This window comes from Pontibacter sp. FD36 (assembly GCF_015686655.1).
Taxonomy (GTDB): domain Bacteria; phylum Bacteroidota; class Bacteroidia; order Cytophagales; family Hymenobacteraceae; genus Pontibacter.
Map to the genome: position 1 here is coordinate 150391 of NZ_JADPMP010000007.1, position 17849 is coordinate 168239.

General features: G+C 52.5%; 15 protein-coding genes. 4 read left to right on the forward strand and 11 right to left on the reverse strand.

The window, feature by feature from the left end:
* Positions 1-72: 72 nt before the first annotated feature.
* The 5 genes from I0P70_RS11345 to I0P70_RS11365 form a co-directional block, all read right to left on the reverse strand.
* Positions 73-1695 carry a M1 family metallopeptidase gene (locus I0P70_RS11345; RefSeq protein ID WP_196118086.1) on the reverse strand — a complete coding sequence of 541 codons (1623 nt, stop codon included), beginning with the start codon at positions 1693-1695 and terminating at the stop codon, positions 73-75.
* A gap of 100 nt (positions 1696-1795) precedes the next feature.
* Positions 1796-3061, reverse strand: a complete 1266-nt coding sequence (locus I0P70_RS11350; protein ID WP_196117803.1) for an FAD-binding oxidoreductase — start codon at positions 3059-3061, stop codon at positions 1796-1798.
* Between the two features lies 1 nt (position 3062).
* Entirely contained in the window at positions 3063-4064 is a 1002-nt protein-coding gene (locus I0P70_RS11355) for a 4-hydroxyproline epimerase (RefSeq protein ID WP_196117805.1), read from the reverse strand.
* A 3-nt stretch (positions 4065-4067) separates the two neighbouring features.
* The gene (locus tag I0P70_RS11360; RefSeq protein ID WP_196117807.1) at positions 4068-5522 is read right to left on the reverse strand and encodes an aldehyde dehydrogenase (NADP(+)); all 1455 of its coding nucleotides are present in this window, start codon (positions 5520-5522) and stop codon (positions 4068-4070) included.
* Complete coding sequence (locus tag I0P70_RS11365; RefSeq protein ID WP_196117809.1) at positions 5512-6432, reverse strand: dihydrodipicolinate synthase family protein; 921 nt, start codon at positions 6430-6432, stop codon at positions 5512-5514. Before I0P70_RS11365 ends, I0P70_RS11360 begins: the two co-directional genes overlap by 11 nt.
* Before the next feature lie 120 nt (positions 6433-6552).
* On the opposite strand from I0P70_RS11365, the gene I0P70_RS11370 reads away from it, so the two are divergent.
* The gene (locus I0P70_RS11370) at positions 6553-7437 is read left to right on the forward strand and encodes an AraC family transcriptional regulator (RefSeq protein ID WP_196117811.1); all 885 of its coding nucleotides are present in this window, start codon (positions 6553-6555) and stop codon (positions 7435-7437) included.
* A gap of 80 nt (positions 7438-7517) precedes the next feature.
* On the opposite strand, the gene I0P70_RS11375 is transcribed toward I0P70_RS11370, so the two are convergent.
* Together I0P70_RS11375 and I0P70_RS11380 are read right to left on the reverse strand one after the other, a co-directional pair.
* The gene (locus I0P70_RS11375; RefSeq protein ID WP_007659836.1) at positions 7518-7709 is read right to left on the reverse strand and encodes a cold-shock protein; all 192 of its coding nucleotides are present in this window, start codon (positions 7707-7709) and stop codon (positions 7518-7520) included.
* A gap of 224 nt (positions 7710-7933) precedes the next feature.
* Positions 7934-8701, reverse strand: a complete 768-nt coding sequence (locus I0P70_RS11380; RefSeq protein ID WP_196117813.1) for a S1/P1 nuclease — start codon at positions 8699-8701, stop codon at positions 7934-7936.
* A gap of 159 nt (positions 8702-8860) precedes the next feature.
* On the opposite strand from I0P70_RS11380, the gene I0P70_RS11385 reads away from it, so the two are divergent.
* From I0P70_RS11385 to I0P70_RS11395, 3 genes are all read left to right on the forward strand, one after another.
* Entirely contained in the window at positions 8861-9997 is a 1137-nt protein-coding gene (locus I0P70_RS11385; protein ID WP_196117815.1) for a P1 family peptidase, read from the forward strand.
* On the forward strand, positions 9981-10838 hold the full coding sequence (locus tag I0P70_RS11390; protein ID WP_196117817.1) for an aminotransferase class IV: 858 nt from the start codon (positions 9981-9983) through the stop codon (positions 10836-10838). Before I0P70_RS11385 ends, I0P70_RS11390 begins: the two co-directional genes overlap by 17 nt.
* 116 nt (positions 10839-10954) lie before the next feature.
* Entirely contained in the window at positions 10955-11776 is an 822-nt protein-coding gene (locus I0P70_RS11395) for a phosphatase PAP2 family protein (protein ID WP_196117819.1), read from the forward strand.
* A gap of 57 nt (positions 11777-11833) precedes the next feature.
* Here the strand turns inward: I0P70_RS11395 and I0P70_RS11400 are convergent, their stop codons facing one another.
* The 4 genes from I0P70_RS11400 to I0P70_RS11415 all read right to left on the reverse strand — a co-directional run bounded on the left by I0P70_RS11400 (position 11834) and on the right by I0P70_RS11415 (position 17806).
* Positions 11834-13105, reverse strand: coding sequence for an SdiA-regulated domain-containing protein (locus tag I0P70_RS11400; RefSeq protein ID WP_230392136.1), 1272 nt, complete (start codon positions 13103-13105; stop codon positions 11834-11836).
* A 76-nt stretch (positions 13106-13181) separates the two neighbouring features.
* Positions 13182-14456, reverse strand: a complete 1275-nt coding sequence (locus I0P70_RS11405; protein WP_196117821.1) for a HAMP domain-containing sensor histidine kinase — start codon at positions 14454-14456, stop codon at positions 13182-13184.
* Positions 14456-15130, reverse strand: coding sequence for a response regulator transcription factor (locus I0P70_RS11410; protein WP_196117823.1), 675 nt, complete (start codon positions 15128-15130; stop codon positions 14456-14458). Before I0P70_RS11410 ends, I0P70_RS11405 begins: the two co-directional genes overlap by 1 nt.
* A gap of 168 nt (positions 15131-15298) precedes the next feature.
* Complete coding sequence (locus tag I0P70_RS11415; protein ID WP_196117834.1) at positions 15299-17806, reverse strand: penicillin-binding protein 1A; 2508 nt, start codon at positions 17804-17806, stop codon at positions 15299-15301.
* Positions 17807-17849: the final 43 nt, after the last annotated feature.

The window sequence follows — 17849 nt, forward strand, 5'->3', positions numbered from 1 at the left end:
CAGGCCTTCTCTTTTAAAATTTGACAATCTTCTTAAACTTCGCAATTCCCAAACTCCTCAACTCTCAAACTCTCAAACTTCCTTCCCTTCCTGCACATAGAAGTTCGGGTCGATGGTCAGTTTGGTGCCAGCTTTTACTTTCTTGATTTCTTTCCAGTCTGTGGTTGGCTCTAGCCAGGTTTCCTCTCCGTTCAGGTATACTTTTACCGGCATGTCGAAACCTTCGACTGCATTGGCCCAGCGGTAAGTTAGCTTTTTCTTTTCCAGTCTATACTCTAGGGTAGGTATGCGGGTGTCGCGCAGGTACTGGTCGAAGAAGCGGCTCAAGTCACGTCCTGCGTGTTTGCTCATGTAGTTCTCAATCTGCTCCGTTGTTACGGTCTGGTGGTAGAAATCCTTGTTAAGACCGCGCAGGATGCCGCGCCATTTCTCGTCGTCGTTCACTACCTGGCGCAAGGTATGCAGCATGTTGGCCCCTTTCGGGTACATGTCGCCGGAGCCGCTCTTGTTCACGTTGTAATGGCCAATGATCGGACGGTCATTGCGGATGTTCTGGCGAATACCGATCACGTATTCGCTGCCGGCCTGCTTGCCATAATGGTACTCCACGAACAGCGGTTCAGAATAAGTCGTGAAGCTCTCGTGTATCCACATGTCTGCCACATCTTTGTAAGTGATGTTGTTGGCAAACCACTCGTGGCCTGTTTCATGGATGATAATGTAGTCGAACTTCAATCCCCAGCCTGAGCCGCTGAGGTCGCGACCGCGGTAGCCATTCGCATAGCCATTGCCGTAGGTAACAGAACTCTGGTGCTCCATACCCAGGTAGGGTGCCTCAACGAGCTTATAACTGTCTTCATAAAAAGGGTAGGGGCCGAACCAGTGCTCAAAAGCGTCCAGCGTGCGGCGCACATCCTTAAACTGCACTTTGGCCTTCTCCAGGTTGTCCCGCAGCACCCAGTAGTCGCAGTCCAGCACGCCTTTTTCGCCTTGGTACTTCTCCCCGAAATGCACATAGTCGCCTATATTGATGTTCACGCCGTAGTTGTTGATCGGGTTGGTCACCGCCCAATGAAAAGTGCGGGTGCCATCCGGATTTTCATCCACGCCACGCAAGCGCCCGTTTGAGACATCCGTCAGGTTTTTGGGAACTGTCACACTCATCAGCATACTGTCCGGCTCGTCGTACATGTGGTCTTTACAAGGCCACCACAGACTGGCCCCAGCGCCCTGGTTGGAGCTCGCCACAAAGGGATTGCCCCGCTCATCGCGTTTCCAGGTGATGCCACCGCTCCAAGGCGGGTTTTTGCTCACCTGCGGCTTGCCGCCATAGTAAACCTCTACCTCTTGCTGTGCTCCTTCTTGCTGCGCCTCCACCAGCTGTACAAAGTACGCATTTCCCTCCTGCCGTACATTTAGCTGCTGCCCATTTTGCAGTACCTTTTCCATACGCATCGGTGGCTGCAAATCGATCTGCATGATCTGGTAAGGCTCCAGCACTTTGTAGCGGATGGTGTTTTTACCGTGGATGCTGCTGTCAGCCGGATTCACGCTGATGTCGAGGTGGTAGTGGGTAAGGTCCCACCAGGCACGCTCGGGTGTGATGGTGCCGCGCAGCGTATCTTGCCGGGTGAAGGTAGGCGTCTGCTGGGTCTGTGCCTGTGCTGGTTCTATACCCAGTGTCAGCAGAGCCATCGCAGCCGGAAGCGTGACTTTAAGGGGCAGGGTGAGTCTTTTCATAGTGTTCACTTTTTAACTGATCATTAAAGATAGCTAATTTTTGCAATTCTGGGCACTATTTCAACAGCTGGTAACTGGCCTGGTGATAACGATCCGGTGAAAATGCATCGCTCAGCACGCTCTCCTTCCGGTGCATCAACTGCTCAGCCAGTACCTTGCCAGTTGCCGGCGCCAGACTGACGCCCATCATACTATGGCCGGTGCCAAAGAGCACATTATTCCAGCGCTGGGTATAGCCAATGTAAGGCAAACCATCTGGCGAACAGGGGCGAAGTCCGCTCCAAATGTCCTCTTTCTTGGGCAGTGGGCATTTGAAATTGGTATAGTAACGTGCTATGGAAGCATGGATTCCCTGCACCCGTTTCATGTTGATGTGCCTGTTGGCGGGTGTGATTTCCATCGTGCCGCCGAACCGTATTTTATCTCCGTAAGGCGTTACTGCGACACGCTCTTCGGTCAGGATGGTTGGCCGCAGAATGGCTGGATTGTTATCTACTACAAAGCTATACCCTTTGCCACCCAGCATCGGCAGGTTGAGTTGGAGTTTGCGGGCCACTTCACCCGACCAGGAACCGGCGCACACGATGAGGTGATCTGTAGCAACATCTCCTTTGTCTGTCACCACTGCTGTGACGCTCCTTCCGGCAGTGGCGAAATCGAGCACCTCCAGGTGAGACACCATGGATACCCCTTTGTCGAGGAGGAGTCGGTGCAAACAAGCAGAGAGCGCTGCAGGATTGAGGTGGGCATCGCCTGGGAAATGCACACCTCCCAGCACATCCAGTTCCAGGTTTGGCTCCAGCCCCTGCACTTCCTGCGGCGACAGGATCTCTGCCTCCAGACCATGCTGACGGGCCATTAAGGCAAACTCCTTTTCTTCATGCGCACCTTCCGCAGTTTTATAAAGCATCAGCAGGCCATCCTGTTTCAGTTCGATCTCCGGATGTGCCGCGGCAAACTCCAGGTATAGCTGTTTACTCAGCAGACTCAGGTTTTTGAGGTAGGGGATGCTGTTGGCTACATGCTGCGGCGTAGCGGCTCTGTAAAAGTGCATGCACCATTGCAGCAGCCTGCGGTCCAGGCGCGGGTGTATGTAAAAGGGGCTGGTAGAGGAAAGCATCCAACGAAGCCCTTTGCTGATGATGCCCGGTGAGGCCAGCGGAATAATGTGACTCGGCACCAGCATTCCGGCATTGCCGATGCTGCAGTTGTCGCGCAGGTCTCCTTTGTCTATAATAATGACACTGAAACCCTCTTCGGTCAGATACCAAGCGGTGAACATTCCGATGATGCCGCCGCCAACGATGACTACTTTGCTCATATCAGATTACCTGAAAACCGTGTACATAAGGATCGTCGTCATCCAGGAAGATCGTGTTCAGGCCGGTGACCATGGCCCAGCCCTCTATACCTGGTAGAATGGCCGGCTTGCCGGCTACGGTCGTTTCCCCCTCTATGGTGCCTTTAAAGATGGAGCCGATGTAACTTTCATGGATGAACTCCTGGCCTGGCTTCAGTAAGCCTTTTGCGTACCACTGGGCCATGCGGGCCGAGGTACCCGTACCGCAAGGCGATCGGTCAATGGCCTTGTCACCGTAGAACACCGCATTGCGGGCCGTGGAAGTGGCAGCAAGTGGGATGCCTGCCCAAAGGATGTGGGATAGGCCGCGGATGGTGTCGTTTTCAGGGTGCACAAAGGTATAGCGCTCGTTCATGCGCCTGCGTATTTCTCTGCTCCAGGAGATGAGTTTGTCGGCTGTATAGTGCTGTATACCTTCGAAGTTTTCCTGCGGATCGATGATGCCGTAGAAATTGCCTCCATAGGCCACGTCCAGGGTGAGCTCGCCCAGCTCCGGACATTCTATCGTCAGATTCTCCGCTTCCAGGTATGAAGCCACATTGGTTAGCTTCACGGTTTTTACTTTACTACCTTCTTGGGTATAGCTGACTTTTACCAGTCCGGCAGGTGTTTCTAGCCGCAGTTGTCCGAGTGTTTTGGGTGTAATCAGACCTTCTTCCAGGGCGATGGTGACGGTGCCGATGGTGCCGTGTCCGCACATGGGCAAACAGCCGCTGGTTTCAATGTAAAGCACCCCAATGTCATTTTCTGGGTCGTGCGGAGGGTAGAGGATGCTCCCCGACATCATGTCGTGGCCGCGGGGCTCGAACATCAGCCCCTTGCGGATCCAATCGTAGTCACGCAGAAAGTGCTGGCGCTTTTCACTCATATTGCTGCCCTGCAGGATGGGACCACCGCCTGCCACCAGCCGAACCGGATTACCGCAGGTATGAGCGTCGATGCAAAAGAAGGTTTTACGTGCCATGACCTAAATGCTGTCCTGTGTGAGCTGCCCGTTCACTGTGCGCCATAGCTTGTACGGATTTTCATCCTTCAGCTCTTCCGGGAGCAGTTCTTGCGGTGCCGATTGAAAGGTAACCGGTCGTGCGAAACGCTTGATAGCGTATGTGCCAACGGAGGTGGAGCGGCTGTCTGTTGTAGCCGGAAAAGGTCCGCCGTGCGTCATGGCATGCGAAACTTCCACACCGGTCGGAACACCTGCGAAAAGCAGACGGCCGCATTTCTCACGCAATGTATCTACTAGGTTTTCCGCTTTCGTCAGTTCCTCTTCTGTTCCCCAGAGCGTGCACGTGAGCTGCCCTTGTAATTTGCCGGCCACCTGCATCAGTTCTTTTTCATCCTGGTAGGTTACCACCATGGCATACGGACCAAAGATCTCTTCCTGCAGAGAGGGGTTCTGCAGCCACTGCTGTGCCGTTGTTTTGGCCAGGGCAGCACCGCCTGTTTGTAGGTCTTCGGCAGGTGCTAGGATCATCTCTACGCCTTCGTGCGTGTGCAGGCCCTTTAGGTGCTGGTAGTAATTGCTGCAGATGGTCTCGTGTAGCATTTTTTCGGCCGGAGCGTCCCGCAGTTTTTCTGCGAAGGTCTCCAGGAAGGTATGGGTTGTTTCCGAAGCAGGGTAGAAGATAAGACCCGGACAGGTGCAGAACTGCCCCACGCCGAGCAGTACAGACTGCGCTGCCTGTGCTGCCAGCTGCTCACCATTTCCAGCGGCTTTTTCCGGAAGCACGAAGATCGGGTTCACGCTACCCATTTCGGCAAAAACAGGTATAGGTACCTCACGCTGACAGGCCAGGTCAAAGATGGCTTTGCCTCCTTTAAAAGAGCCCGTGAAAGCAACGGCCTTCGCCTGCGGGTGCTGTACCAACTGCTGCCCCACATCTGTTCCGCCACTCACATGCTGGAAGATACCTTCAGGCAGTTCACAACGCTGCAAGGCTTTTTGAATAGCGCCATATACCAGTTGCGATGTTTTAGGATGCGCGGGATGCTCTTTATAAATGACCGGACAACCGGCTGCGAGGGCAGAGGCTGTGTCGCCGCCAGCCGTGGAGAAAGCCAGCGGAAAATTGCTCGCCCCGAACACTACCACCGGCCCCAGCGGAATAAGCATGCGCCGCAGGTCCGGACGAGGTAAAGGCATGCGGTCAGGTATAGCCGTGTCGATGGTGGCTTCCAGCCAGGAGCCTTCTTCTAGCAGTGAGGCGAATAGCCGCAGCTGGCCTACTGTGCGGCCACGTTCTCCGGTTAGCCTTGCCAGCGGCAGGTTTGATTCCTGGTGCGCCGTCTCCAGCAGCTCATCACCTAGTTGTTCGATTTCTTCGGCAATGGTGCGCAGCAGCTCTGCTTTTGCGGCGGCAGGCAGCTTTTTAAACCTGCCGAAAGCCATGTCGGCTTTCGTGAAAATAGCATCAAAGGACATGGTTGATCTCTTTAAGGTTAGGCAATGTCGGACGGGTGCGTATACCTTCCTCAATGATAGCCGATACGCGCTGTCGCTCTTCGCCGATCAGCGTGAGTCGCGGCGCACGGACGTGCTCGGTACCCAGGCCAACCTGCTGCTCGGCTAGTTTGATATACTGTACCAGTTTCGGATGAATGTCCAGCTCCAGCAGTGGCAGAAACCAGCGGTAGATGTCGCGGGCCTCCTGTATTCGTCCAGCCTGCACCAGTCGGTAGATGGCTACCGTCTCCCTTGGGAAGGCACAGACCAAACCGGCCACCCAGCCGTGGGCGCCCATCAGCAGACTCTCCAAAGCGAGCGTATCCACGCCGCAGAGGATTTTGATCCGGTCGCCGTAGCGGCTAGTCATGCGGGTGACGTTAGAGATGTCGCGGGTCGATTCTTTCACCGCCTGTATGTTTTCATGCTGCAGCAGTTCGTCAAACATCTCTAACGTGACCAGCGTCTTGTAGTCAGTTGGGTTGTTGTAGATCATAATTGGGAGCGAAGTGCTGTCGGCCACGGCCCTGAAGTAGGTTACGACTTCCCGGGCATCGGCAGCATAGCGCATGGGTGGGAGCAGCATCAGGCCTTTGGCACCGATTTCCTCTGCTTCGCGAGCCCGTTGTATGGCTTCTTTTGTAGCGCCTTCTGCTATATTGAGGATGACCGGCACGTTACCAGCCACATGCGCAATGGTGCATGCGGTTAGTTCCTGTTTTTCAGGTATAGTGAGCACGCTCGCCTCACCCAGCGTGCCACCCAGGATGATACCGTCTACACCTGCCTCCAACTGTGCATCCACGTTGTGCAGAAATGTATCAAAGTCAATTGCCCCGTCCGCATAAAACTTGGTGGTGAGGGCCGGGTATACGCCATTCCAGTTCATAAGCTTTTTTTATCAAAAGTAGCTCAACCAAAGCCCTTTATCTTCCACAGGATTAGTAAATACTGGTACTATATTGATGAAATACTAGTGAATATTCACTGAATTGATTAATATGGTATTATGAAGAAGGTGATCCCATTTAAGATTCCAAAGTCAAGCAAAGAGTTTGTGCGTTTTCAGGAAGACAGGCAGCCTTACTTCTATGACAAACTGCACCAGCATCCCGAAATCCAGCTGAGCTGCATCCTGAAAGGGGAGGGAAAACTCATCGTGGGCGATTATCTGGGCCGCTTTAAGCCGGGCGATATCTTTCTGCTGGGTCGCGATGTGCCCCATGTTTTCCGAAGCGACAAGATATACTACGAAGCAGACAGTAAGCTGGAATGCCACGACCTGATCGTGTTCTTCGACACCGAGGCTTTGGGACGGGCTTTCTGGGAGGCAGAGGAGCTGCAGGAAGTCAGAATCTTTCTCGACAAATTGAAAGGCTGCTACTTGGTGCAGGGTATAAGCGAGCCGACATTCAGGCGGCAGGTAGAAGTGCTGAAAGAGAAATCGGGTCTTGACAAGATGATGGCAGGTTTAGCTTTGCTGCGGGTGCTCCTGCAGGATGCCCGGCTGGAGCGGCTTAACCTGGATGACCGGGTGCAGGACCTCTCGGAGCGGGAGGGGAGACGCATGGACCAGGTGCTGCATTTTCTGATGGAGCAAAGCCACCGGGCGATAGCGTTGGAAGAAGCAGCTGCCGTAGCCAATCTGAGTCGGGAGGCCTTCTGCCGGTTTTTCAAAGAGAGAACCCGCAAAACTTTCACAGCTTTCCTGAACGAGATCAGGATCGGGAATGCCTGTCAGATGCTTCTGAAAGAAGACGCTACTATAGCGAGTGTGGCTTTTGGCGCGGGCTTCTCCAATCTCTCGCACTTCAACCGGGTATTCAAGAACGTGATGGGCTGCTCGCCTAAGGTATACCGTCAGTCAGGTCGGGAAAAATTGAAACACGATTAAAAGCGAACTGTACTAAACAAACAAAGGGCCCCGCATGCTGCGGAGCCCTTTGTTTGTTTTACGCTTTATATATAACCAGACTAAGCCAGTTTCACATTTACCGCGTTTAGTCCTTTTTTACCTTCTTTTACTTCGAATGTTACTTCGTCGTTTTCTCTGATCTCGTCGATCAAACCTGTTACGTGTACGAAGTACTCTTCGTTTGTTTCACTGTCTTTGATAAAACCGAAACCTTTGGTTTCATTAAAGAATTTTACTTTTCCGTTACTCATGATGTTTTGTTGTTAATACATGTTAGACACTGCAGAACGGTAAATCGTTCATACTAGGTTACAACTTTTTGCAAAAATTTTAAAATTATGCCTCTCTGTAGTCCCAAGGCCTATTATTTTTTTCAAACGTGCTTTCTTCAAACTTAGTCTTTCCGAAGCAGACATAAAAAAATGCGGCAGCCAGTAGGGCTGCCGCATTTCGTCAGGTATAAGCTATCTGTTGCTTAGCCGTAGATCTGGTTGAGCAAACCTGCCAGACGAACACCCGCCTGCAGAATGCGCTGCTCTAATGTGCTGAAGTTATCGTAGCTGTAGCGATAACCGAGGCGGCCATCTTCCGGTATGTTGTATACCTGCTCTCTGAGCTGAACAGATTCATAAGCCCAGTCGCGTATGCCAGTTGACTGCCAGGCTTTCACCTGATCTTTAGATGGTGAACCTACAAAACGAGCCAGCTCGGTAAAGCTCAGGTTTTTGCCGTCGATCATGTCGCTGTCCCATACACGGTGCAGGTTAGATGGCTGGCCGAACCACTGCAGTTTTACTGCGTTGCCGCCCGAGTCGCCCTCTTTACCCACATGTAGTGGCTGGTGCAGGTCACCTACCAGGTGCACCAGGTACTTGAGGTACTCCTCTTCCTGCTGCGCTGTCAGGTTTCCGGCTTTCAGCACGGTTACCAGCTCCTCGATCTTCATGATGATGTCACCATTCGGGTTCTTCTCGGTCTGCTCGTACTTCATGCCACCCGGTACGGTTACCCAGTGCCAATCGTGGGTATGGTTGTAAGCTGCGTCAGACTTAATATCGTCCATCCACACCGACACTTCCGCCAGTGAGTTATCGGCCAGAACTTTGGTAATCTTCTTCTTCGCTTTTTTGCTCAGGTGCTGCTCTGCTATCAGACCCACGGCACGGTGTCCGTTCTGCCCCCAGGCCATAGCCTGCGACACAAAGAGGGGGATAAATAGCAGAATACAAACTATTTTTTTCATCGATAAAATTATTGGATTTTTAATGCTGCAAAACAACGGCTTTTTTGCGTAATTGTGTAGATCAAAGCCTATTTCTTTTAAAGAATGGCTTTTCAGGCATTAAAGTTCAGTGGCATGCGGCTGCTGTTACAGCTCACTATTTTACACGGACCCACCGGTATGAAAATACTCTTTACAGGCTTACTCATGATGGCAGTGATACTTAACGTAGGCGCACAGGATCGCAAGCGTGCCCGTGACCTGGGCATTCGGATCGGGGTGCTCCAAACCGGTACGCACAACGCCATTACGGATGTGGCTGGTCTACGGGTAGGGCACACCACCCTGGTCCAGGGCGAGCAGATCCGCACCGGTGTAACGGCTATTGTACCGCATGGCGGCAATCTTTTTCAGAATAAAGTGCCGGCAGCAGTATACGTAGGCAATGGCTTTGGCAAACTGGCCGGCACTACGCAGGTACAGGAACTCGGCAACCTGGAGTCGCCGATCATCCTGACCAATACCCTGGGAGTTGGCACAGCCATGAACGCGGTGGTGGGCTATACCTTGCAACTGCCCGGAAACGAAACCGTGCAGTCTGTGAATGCGCTGGTTGGCGAAACAAACGACGGTTACCTGAATGACATTCGCGGACGCCATGTGCAAGAGGAACATGTGCTGCAGGCGATTAAGCAAGCCGCAGATGGCCCTGTGGCCGAAGGCAATGTAGGGGCGGGAACAGGCACAGTTTGCTTTGGGTATAAAGGCGGCATTGGCACTGCGTCGCGCAAACTGCCTGCCAGTCTGGGCGGCTATACCGTGGGAGTGTTGGTGCAGAGTAATTTTGGCGGTGTGCTGCAGATCAATGGAGCGCCTGTGGGAGAGGAGCTGGGCAGGTTTTCGTTCAGCAAGCAGGTGCTGGAAAGCGCTGACGGCTCCTGCATGATCGTGGTGGCAACCGATGCGCCCGTGGATGCCCGTAACCTAGAGCGCATCGCAAAGCGGGCCATGATGGGTCTTGCTAAAACAGGGGGTATTGCCTCCAATGGCAGCGGTGATTATGTGATCGCGTTCTCCACTAATGAAGGTTTGCGTATACCTTACCAGTCAGATGAAAAAACACAGACCTTTACGCTGCTCCGTAATGATGAAATGTCCCCGCTGTTCATGGCTACTATCGAGGCGACCGAAGAGGCGATTATCAACTCCCTTTTCAAAGCAGAAACCATGAAAGGTCGCCAGGGTAATACTACTGAAGCACTTCCTATCCAACCAGTCATTAAAATACTCAAGAAACACAATGCCATCAAACGATAAGCTTTTCGCCTATAACCTGGGCCAGATCGTGCCGCTCAGCGAGGCTACGCTACACATCAGTGACCTCTCCGTGCAGCGCGGCTATGGGGTGTTCGACTTTGTGAAAGTGCAGCAGGGCTACCCGCTGTTTCTCGAAGATTACCTGGATCGATTTTACCAGTCAGCGGAACTGATGCACCTGGCCGTGCCACTTTCCCGGGAAGAGATGAAAGAGGTGATTGCCAAGCTGACAGAGCTGAACAAGCTGCCACTGGCAGGTATGAAAATGATTCTGACCGGCGGCTACTCCGAGGATGGCTTTACACCAATGAATCCGAACTTGCTTATCACGCAGCTTCCGCTCACACTGCCATCGGCCGATAAAGTGGCGAAAGGTATACCGATCATGACGCATGACTATGTGCGCGAGGTGCCGGAGGTGAAAACAATCAATTACTCCATGGGCATACGCCTGCTACACGAGCAGAAGGCCAGTGGGGCAGAAGAGGTGCTGTATGCTAAAAACGGAATTGTGTCGGAGTTCCCGCGCTGCAACTTCTTCATCGTCACACATGATGGCACCGTCGTAACACCTGCCAGCAACATCTTAAAAGGAATCACCCGCAAAAATGTGCTTTCATTGGCCGGACGTAGGTATAAGACCGAAGTACGTGACATCCGCTTAGAGGAAGTGCTGCAGGCCAGGGAAGCTTTCCTGACGAGCACCACAAAGCGTATCCTGCCCATTGTACGGATTGATGACGTCATGATCGGGTCAGGCAAACCGGGAGAATTCAGTATGCAGCTGTTACAGGATTTGATTAGCCTGGAGGAAGGACAGGTGGCAGCTGCAAAAGGCTAGGTAACTGTTATTACGCCATTTTTAAAACCGTTTTCTGGCAAACAGGAAGCGGTTTTTTTATAAATACAGAATTTCTTCAAAATCAGCTCGTACATAGTAACAAAAAGGGTTGTGCTATGAAGAGATATATTTACTGCTTACTGCTGCACTGGCTTGTACTCCCGGCATGGGCAAATCAGCCAGCAGATTTATACCTTCACATTCCAGACACTGCTGTAGTCAGCGAGCTCGCCGATACAACAGAAACAGCTCAGGTAACAGAAAGAAGTAAACTAAGCGTGCTGGCCAGAAAAATGGCCGTTCCCACTTTGCTGATCACGCTGGGAATCACCCACATGGACGACGAAGGCCTGTTTGAAGGCAGCCATGGTTTGCGCAGGGTTGTGCGCAGCAATTACCAGGATTTTAGTACCCAAATCGACAATTACACCTATCATGTTCCGGTCGCCATGGCTGTTGGGCTCAACCTTGCCGGTGTGCGGGGAGAGCACCATTTTACAGAACAGGCTATTTTGCTGGGAATGACACACCTGCTCAACCGCACCCTGACCAACAACCTGAAAACCTTGACAGCTATCGATCGCCCTGACAATTCTTCTGACGATGCTTTTCCCTCTGCCCATACCAGCAGGGCTTTTGCCTACGCCACTTTTTTCCATAAAGAGTACGGCAGCCGAAGTGTGTGGTACAGCGTAGCCGGCTATTCCTTCGCTACCGCCACAGGAGCGCTACGCATTCTTAATGACAAACACTGGCTCTCGGACGTGCTGGTGGGAGCAGGTATAGGTATATTGTCTGCGGAAGTGGTGTATATGGTATACCCTTATATTCAGCGGAAAATTGCCCAGAGCCACCACAAAAAAAATCAGCAGCTGGGCATCATGCCGTTTCACAGCGGCGGAGCAACCGGCATTGCACTGATTTACCGGATTCCCTGATTCTGAACAAAAGCAAAAGCCTGGAGCAGGAGCACCAGGCTTTCACATTTAGGGAAATTAAAGACTGTTGTTATACCTGTGGATCACCCCTTTCCCTTTTTTACTGCCTTCGCTGGCTATGTACAGCGCGCCGTCCTGACCAAAGGTCAGGCCCTCTGCCTGTCGGAGCATCTTTTTATCCAGGTCAACTGTTTTGGAGATCTGACCTTCTCTGTTAAGCACATACAGCCTGTCGTTCACGGCATCCAGCATGTAAAATTCGCCGCTTGTCGGGTGCAGCTCCAGTGAGGAGGGTTGCAACACATCATAGCCTGATTTCTGTTTTTTGCCTTTTTTAGGTGTCTGCACCTGATCCAGGGAAATGCTGGTGACAGGTTCAGGCAGGAATTTCTTAGAGTCCAGTGAAAAGGCATAGATACCTTTCTGCGCTTTCAGCTTCGGATCATAACCCTTGGGAGCCAGCAGCAGCTGGTTGTGCTCCTGGTCATAGGCGAGCCCTTCGATGTTGATAGTAGCCGGAAAGGAGGCTTCGTATACCTGCACGGTCGGCTTAGTGTTTCTGAACCCGACCACTTCAAATAGGGTGCCGTCACTCCGCACGATATAGGCGTTCTCACCGGCCACTGCTATACCTTCATAGTCGCCAGGGCCAGCAAATGGAATCTCCTGACTGATCGCTTTCTGCTCCAGGTTATAAATAAAGATTGTCCCTACTTCATCCTGCACACAGGCCATACTACCATCATGGAGCATGCCGATGCCAGACACTTCGCGCAGCACCGGCGGTAAATCCCAGCGCAGCTCCGGTGCTCCAAGGTCTTCGGTCGTCGTTCCGCTGCTGCTTGAAGGTAGGAGTGATGCCGATTGCTTCCTGATCGGAGTAGCGGCATTAGTAGACCTATCCAGCAGTTCACCCTTTTCATTGAAGCGTAGCCAGATGTCCCGGGTTCCTTTTTCCAGTTCGATCACAAAGCTTGTCAGACTGCCTTCCTGCACCCGGTGTACCTCGTCTATTTTATAGCTCTTAAACTCCTGTTGCAACTGGGCTGCTATTCTTTTCGGGAGGTATTGTTCTTCAATCTCTTCGGTGTAACTGAGCAAAGTGCCGTCTTCCCCAAATAGTGCCTTCCGCTCCCGGCCGCTGATCTTGAATTCAGCCTCGTACAGACTATCCACTCTGTCCCAGTCCACTCGTTTGATAGTAGGGTAGCTTTCTACAAATTTGACCTTAACGGCCTCCGGTACGTTTCGGTCAGACCAGGTCTGGTCGCAGCTGCTCAAGGTGGAGCCTGTTATGAGCGCCATCGCCCATAAATGTATATGTTTCATAATTTGGTTCTTAATTCTTCCTGTATCTGTTAGAGTATACTGCGGGAATTTGAAGCAATTCTGAAGAATGGGGATATCAGGCGATTTTTTTCTGAAAATTTAACCGGAGCACGTGCAGGCCCTCTTCATAAGTATAGGAAGGTTGTAATTGATAGAGTTCGCTGATCTTGCTGACAAGTGCCAGTCCAATACCCAATGATCCGGAAAACTTACCGCCGCTTCTGAAGCGCTCAAACAAGCTCACCGGCTCCTCCTGTAGGGCTTCGCCTGAGTTTTTGATACAAAGTTCGTCTGCCTGCAGATTGATCCGGATGATGCCGCCCGTACTGTTATGCCGGATGGCATTGAGCAGCAGGTTGGATATCAGTATCTCGCAAAGGCCAGTGTTCATCTCCACAAAAACAGGTTGCATTGCTTCGATCTCAACCTGGATGTCGTGCATCTGCATCATTTCCTGCAACTGATCGAGTTGTTCTTGCAGCAACTCATGCAAAGGGATGACTTCGTTTTCTGAAAACTCCCTGTTCTCGATGCGGGTCAGCAGAATAAGCGAACGGTTGAGCCGTGACAGGCGGTTGATAGAGGCGTGCATCTCGTCCAGCATGGCTGCCTGCTGCATGGTCAGGTTATCGGACTGCATGAAAAGCTCCAGTTTGTTGCTCACAATCGCCAGGGGCGTCTGTATTTCATGGGAGGCGTTTTCAGTGAACTCTTTCAGGTTGAGGTAGTCATTGTGGATCTTTCCGGTCATGGCCTGTAGCACTTCATTCAGCTCCTGAAACTCCTGGGTGTTGGATGGCTTCAGTACAAGCGGTTTTCGCTGTGTCAGGCTGTAGCGCTTGGCTCGCTCCAGTGTGTCATAGAAGTTGCGCCAGTTGTATTTGTTAATGAAGTAGTTCACCCCGGCTAGCCCGACGAGCAACAGCACAAATATCCAGGCCATTGCCAGCATAGTGCTCTCAAACAGGTCCTCGAAGTCCATCAGCGACTTGAGGATGGTGTACTCAAAGGGTTTGCCGTCTTGGTAAGTCGTGAATGTGAGTTTGCGGAAGGGCACATATTCTTCATCGTAAGTGCTGAAGATTAGCGTATCCGACAGCGCTTCGAGGGCTCCGGCGTTTGCACTGGTTTCCCTGACAATGATGGCCTCTGATATACCTGAGGTCACGCTGGGCAGTTCGTTGTGCCGCCTGATGTACTCGATGATGTTCTCTTTGTCTGTAAAGAGCTGATCATCCACTTCGTCGTAAATCTCTGTCTGCAGGATCTTGTAAAAGCTAGTGCCCCCCAGCAGGAACACGATGACCGAAACCAGGAGGTAGTAGAGACTCGTCTTGGTGAGAATACGCATCAGAAGCTGAATTTATAGCCCATGCCATACACGGTTGTGATGGGGTCCTCACCACCTGCCTCCACCAGCTTGCGTCGCAGATTTTTGATGTGCGTGTACACAAAGTCAAGCGAGTCGAGCGTTTCGATGTGGTCGCCCCACAGGTGCTCGGCGATGGAGTCTTTGGTGAGCACCCTGTTTTTGTTTGTGACAAAGTAAAGCAGCAGGTCATACTCTTTCTTGGTCAGGGTGAGCTTGCGTCCCTGCACCAGTGCTTCAGCCGAATCCGGGTGTACCTCCAGACTCCCGATCTGGATCACTTTCTGCCCGTTGAAATTCCGGCGTCTGATCACGGAGCGCAGCCTGGCGTTGAGTTCTGACAGATGGAAAGGTTTGGTGAGGTAGTCGTCTGCCCCGAGCTCAAGCCCTGTGATTTTATCGTCGAGCGCATTCTTTGCCGATATGATGATGATGCCCGTGTCGGGACTGTTTTTCTTGAGCAGCCTCACCAGGTCAAGCCCATTACCACCCGGCAGGGTCAGGTCAACCAGCACACAGGTATAGTGCTGATCTGCCAGCATGCGGGCACCGTCGCGGTAGTTGAGTGCAGCGTCGCAGGTATAGCCGCCCTGCTGCAGGTAGGACACCATGGAAGCATTCAGGGCTTGCTCGTCTTCAATTATCAGCAGTTTCATCCAATCGTCTTATTTCCCGAAGTATACGGAAAGAAACCGAAGTATATGAAATGAATCTGTAGACAATCTGTATTTGATCAGGCTAAGAGGACATTATCCAAATACTGTTGGCTTAAGGTATAATGAAACGATACAAAATACAGCTCGGGTCATAGTGCTATACCTGACTTAAAACCAGCGGATGCGCTTTTCTTTTTTCTCTTCCTGCTTTCGCTTTCTTTCTTCTCTTTTTCGTTCGCGATTGCTCTTCGCCTGGTTTTTCCAGTCTTCGTAGGTTTTTACAACCCGGTCAGCTATCCGGTCAAATATATTCTCTGGTTCAGGTGGAGCGTCGCGGTAAGACGAGCAGCTGAGCATACCCTGCAGGTGGGAGGGCAGGGGTGCAAAACGACCTGTGCGCAGACTGGCGAACTCTTTGTCCTGGGCTACCCGTCGCATGTACTCGCCCCACACCGGCATGGCCGTGCGTGATCCCTGGCCTTCGCTGATCGTTCTGAACCTGACCTTCGGACTTTCTGCCCCAACCCATACACCGGTTACCAGCTCTGGAGTAATGCCAATAAACCAGCCATCCGCGTGCTCCTGTGAGGTACCGGTTTTACCGGCAATATCCATGCGCAGGCCATACTCAGTACGCAGGCGGGCGGCGCTGCCCTCTTCCACCACACCCTGCAGCAGGTGCAGCATGATGGCCGCATTGTCACGCGACAGCACCCGCTGGGTTCCGCTCCCGCTGCGATGCTGGTGGATCACGCGGCCCTGCGGGTCTTCAATGCGCTCTATATAAACAGGGGCTGTCTTATACCCGCCGTTCGCAAAAGCAGAGTAAGCGCTCACCATTTCCAACAACGAAAGGTCCGCCGTGCCCAGTGCCAGGGAAGGCACCCGTGGCAGGTCCTGCTTTATACCCATGCGCTTGGCCAATGCAACGGTACGGTCAACGCCCGTCTCCAGGATCAGATGCGCAGAGATGGTGTTCACGGACTGTGCCAGTGCACCCCGCATGGTATACTCGCCACCGTACTGCCCGTTGGAGTTTCGTGGCGACCAGTCATCATATTCGGGGTAAGTCGTCAGTTCATTCGGGAAATAATTGCAGGGATCTATGCCTTTCTCGAGTGCGGCTGCATACACAAATGGCTTGAAAGTGGAGCCAACCTGGCGACGGGAGCGCACATGGTCATATTTAAAAGCGTGGTGGTTGATGCCGCCCACCCAGGCACGCACATAGCCGGTAGCGGGCTCCATCGACAGCAGTCCTGTGTTCAGAAAGCGCTGGTAGTAAGCGAGGGAGTCCATCGGGGTCATGGACTTGTTGCTGTTGCCTTTCCAGCTGAAGACCGGCATGTTTACCGGCTGCCGGAAGTTCTCCAGCACTTCTTCATCGGAGGCTCCGTTTGCCTTTAGTTTCTTATAGCGATCAGAGCGCTGCATGGCCAGCTGCATCACCGAGGCATCCGAACCCCAGGGGGTACGGCCTTTCCAATGTGCATCAAATTGCTGCTGCAGTTGTGCCATTTTCTTGCGCACAGCCTGTTCGGCATGCCGCTGCATACGGGAGTCGATCGTGGTGTAGATTTTCAGCCCGTCTGTATACAGGTTGTAGGGTTGTCCGTTCTGCTTGCGCTGAGCAGCGGCCCATTGCACGAGCTCCTGTCGCAACTGTTCTCGGAAGTAAGGGGCCATGCCGTCGTTGTGCGTGACATAGCGGTAGTTCAGTTTGAGTGGCAGTTGTTTCAGCGAGTCAGCCTGCTGGGGCGTAAGGTAGTCATACCGGGCCATTTGGTTAAGTACCACATTCCGGCGCTTCAGTGAGCGCTCCGGGTACAGACGCGGGTTGTAGCTGGTCGTGGCTTTTAGCATACCAATGAGCACGGCTGCCTGCTCGGTCCTGAGTGAGTCGGCAGTTGTGTTGAAGAACCGGCGGGAAGCCCGCTCAATGCCGTAGAGATTGCCGCCCATCGGCACGGTATTCAGGTAAAGCTCGAGCAGTTCCTGCTTCGAGTATATGCTCTCCAGCTTGCGGGCAATGATGATCTCGCGCATCTTGTTGACCGGCATATCCCAGAGGCGGTAACCCTTGCGCGGAAAGAGGTTCTTGGCCAGTTGCTGGCTAAGGGTACTACCTCCACCAGAGCTTTCCTGGCCCATCATCAGCGTTTTCACAAATACACGCGCCAGGCTTCGGGTATCCACGCCACCGTGCTCATAAAAGCGCACGTCCTCTGTCGCTATCAGGGCATTGATGGCTACAGGTGCAATATCGTCGTAGCGGATGTTGGTTCGGTCCTGGATGTAGTAGCGCCCGAGCAACACCCTGTCAGCTGAGTATACCTCGGAGGCGGTGTTGTTCTGAATTGCCTTCAACTGGGCGCGTGAAGGAACGGCACCACCTACTATACCTGTAAATACCGCCAGGTAAAAGATGGTAAATGCAAGCAGCAGAAAGAGCGCTCCTTTCAGGGCAAAGCGCAAAATAGAACGCAGCTCTGACAGGCGGGGCTTCAAAGGGTTAAACTGACGTATCGCCTGCCATTTCTGCTGCCAGTAAGCAGCTGTTAACTTTGGCTTCTGACTTTGGAAGAACAGTCGGAATTGCGTGCCCAGAAATGTGAGCACGGGCACTAAAATGCCGTATGTAATTAATTTTATTAGCTTTACGAGCAAACGCTTCATATAAGGTAAGTTTTGCGCAACTGTTGTGGCAGTTGCCGCCAGG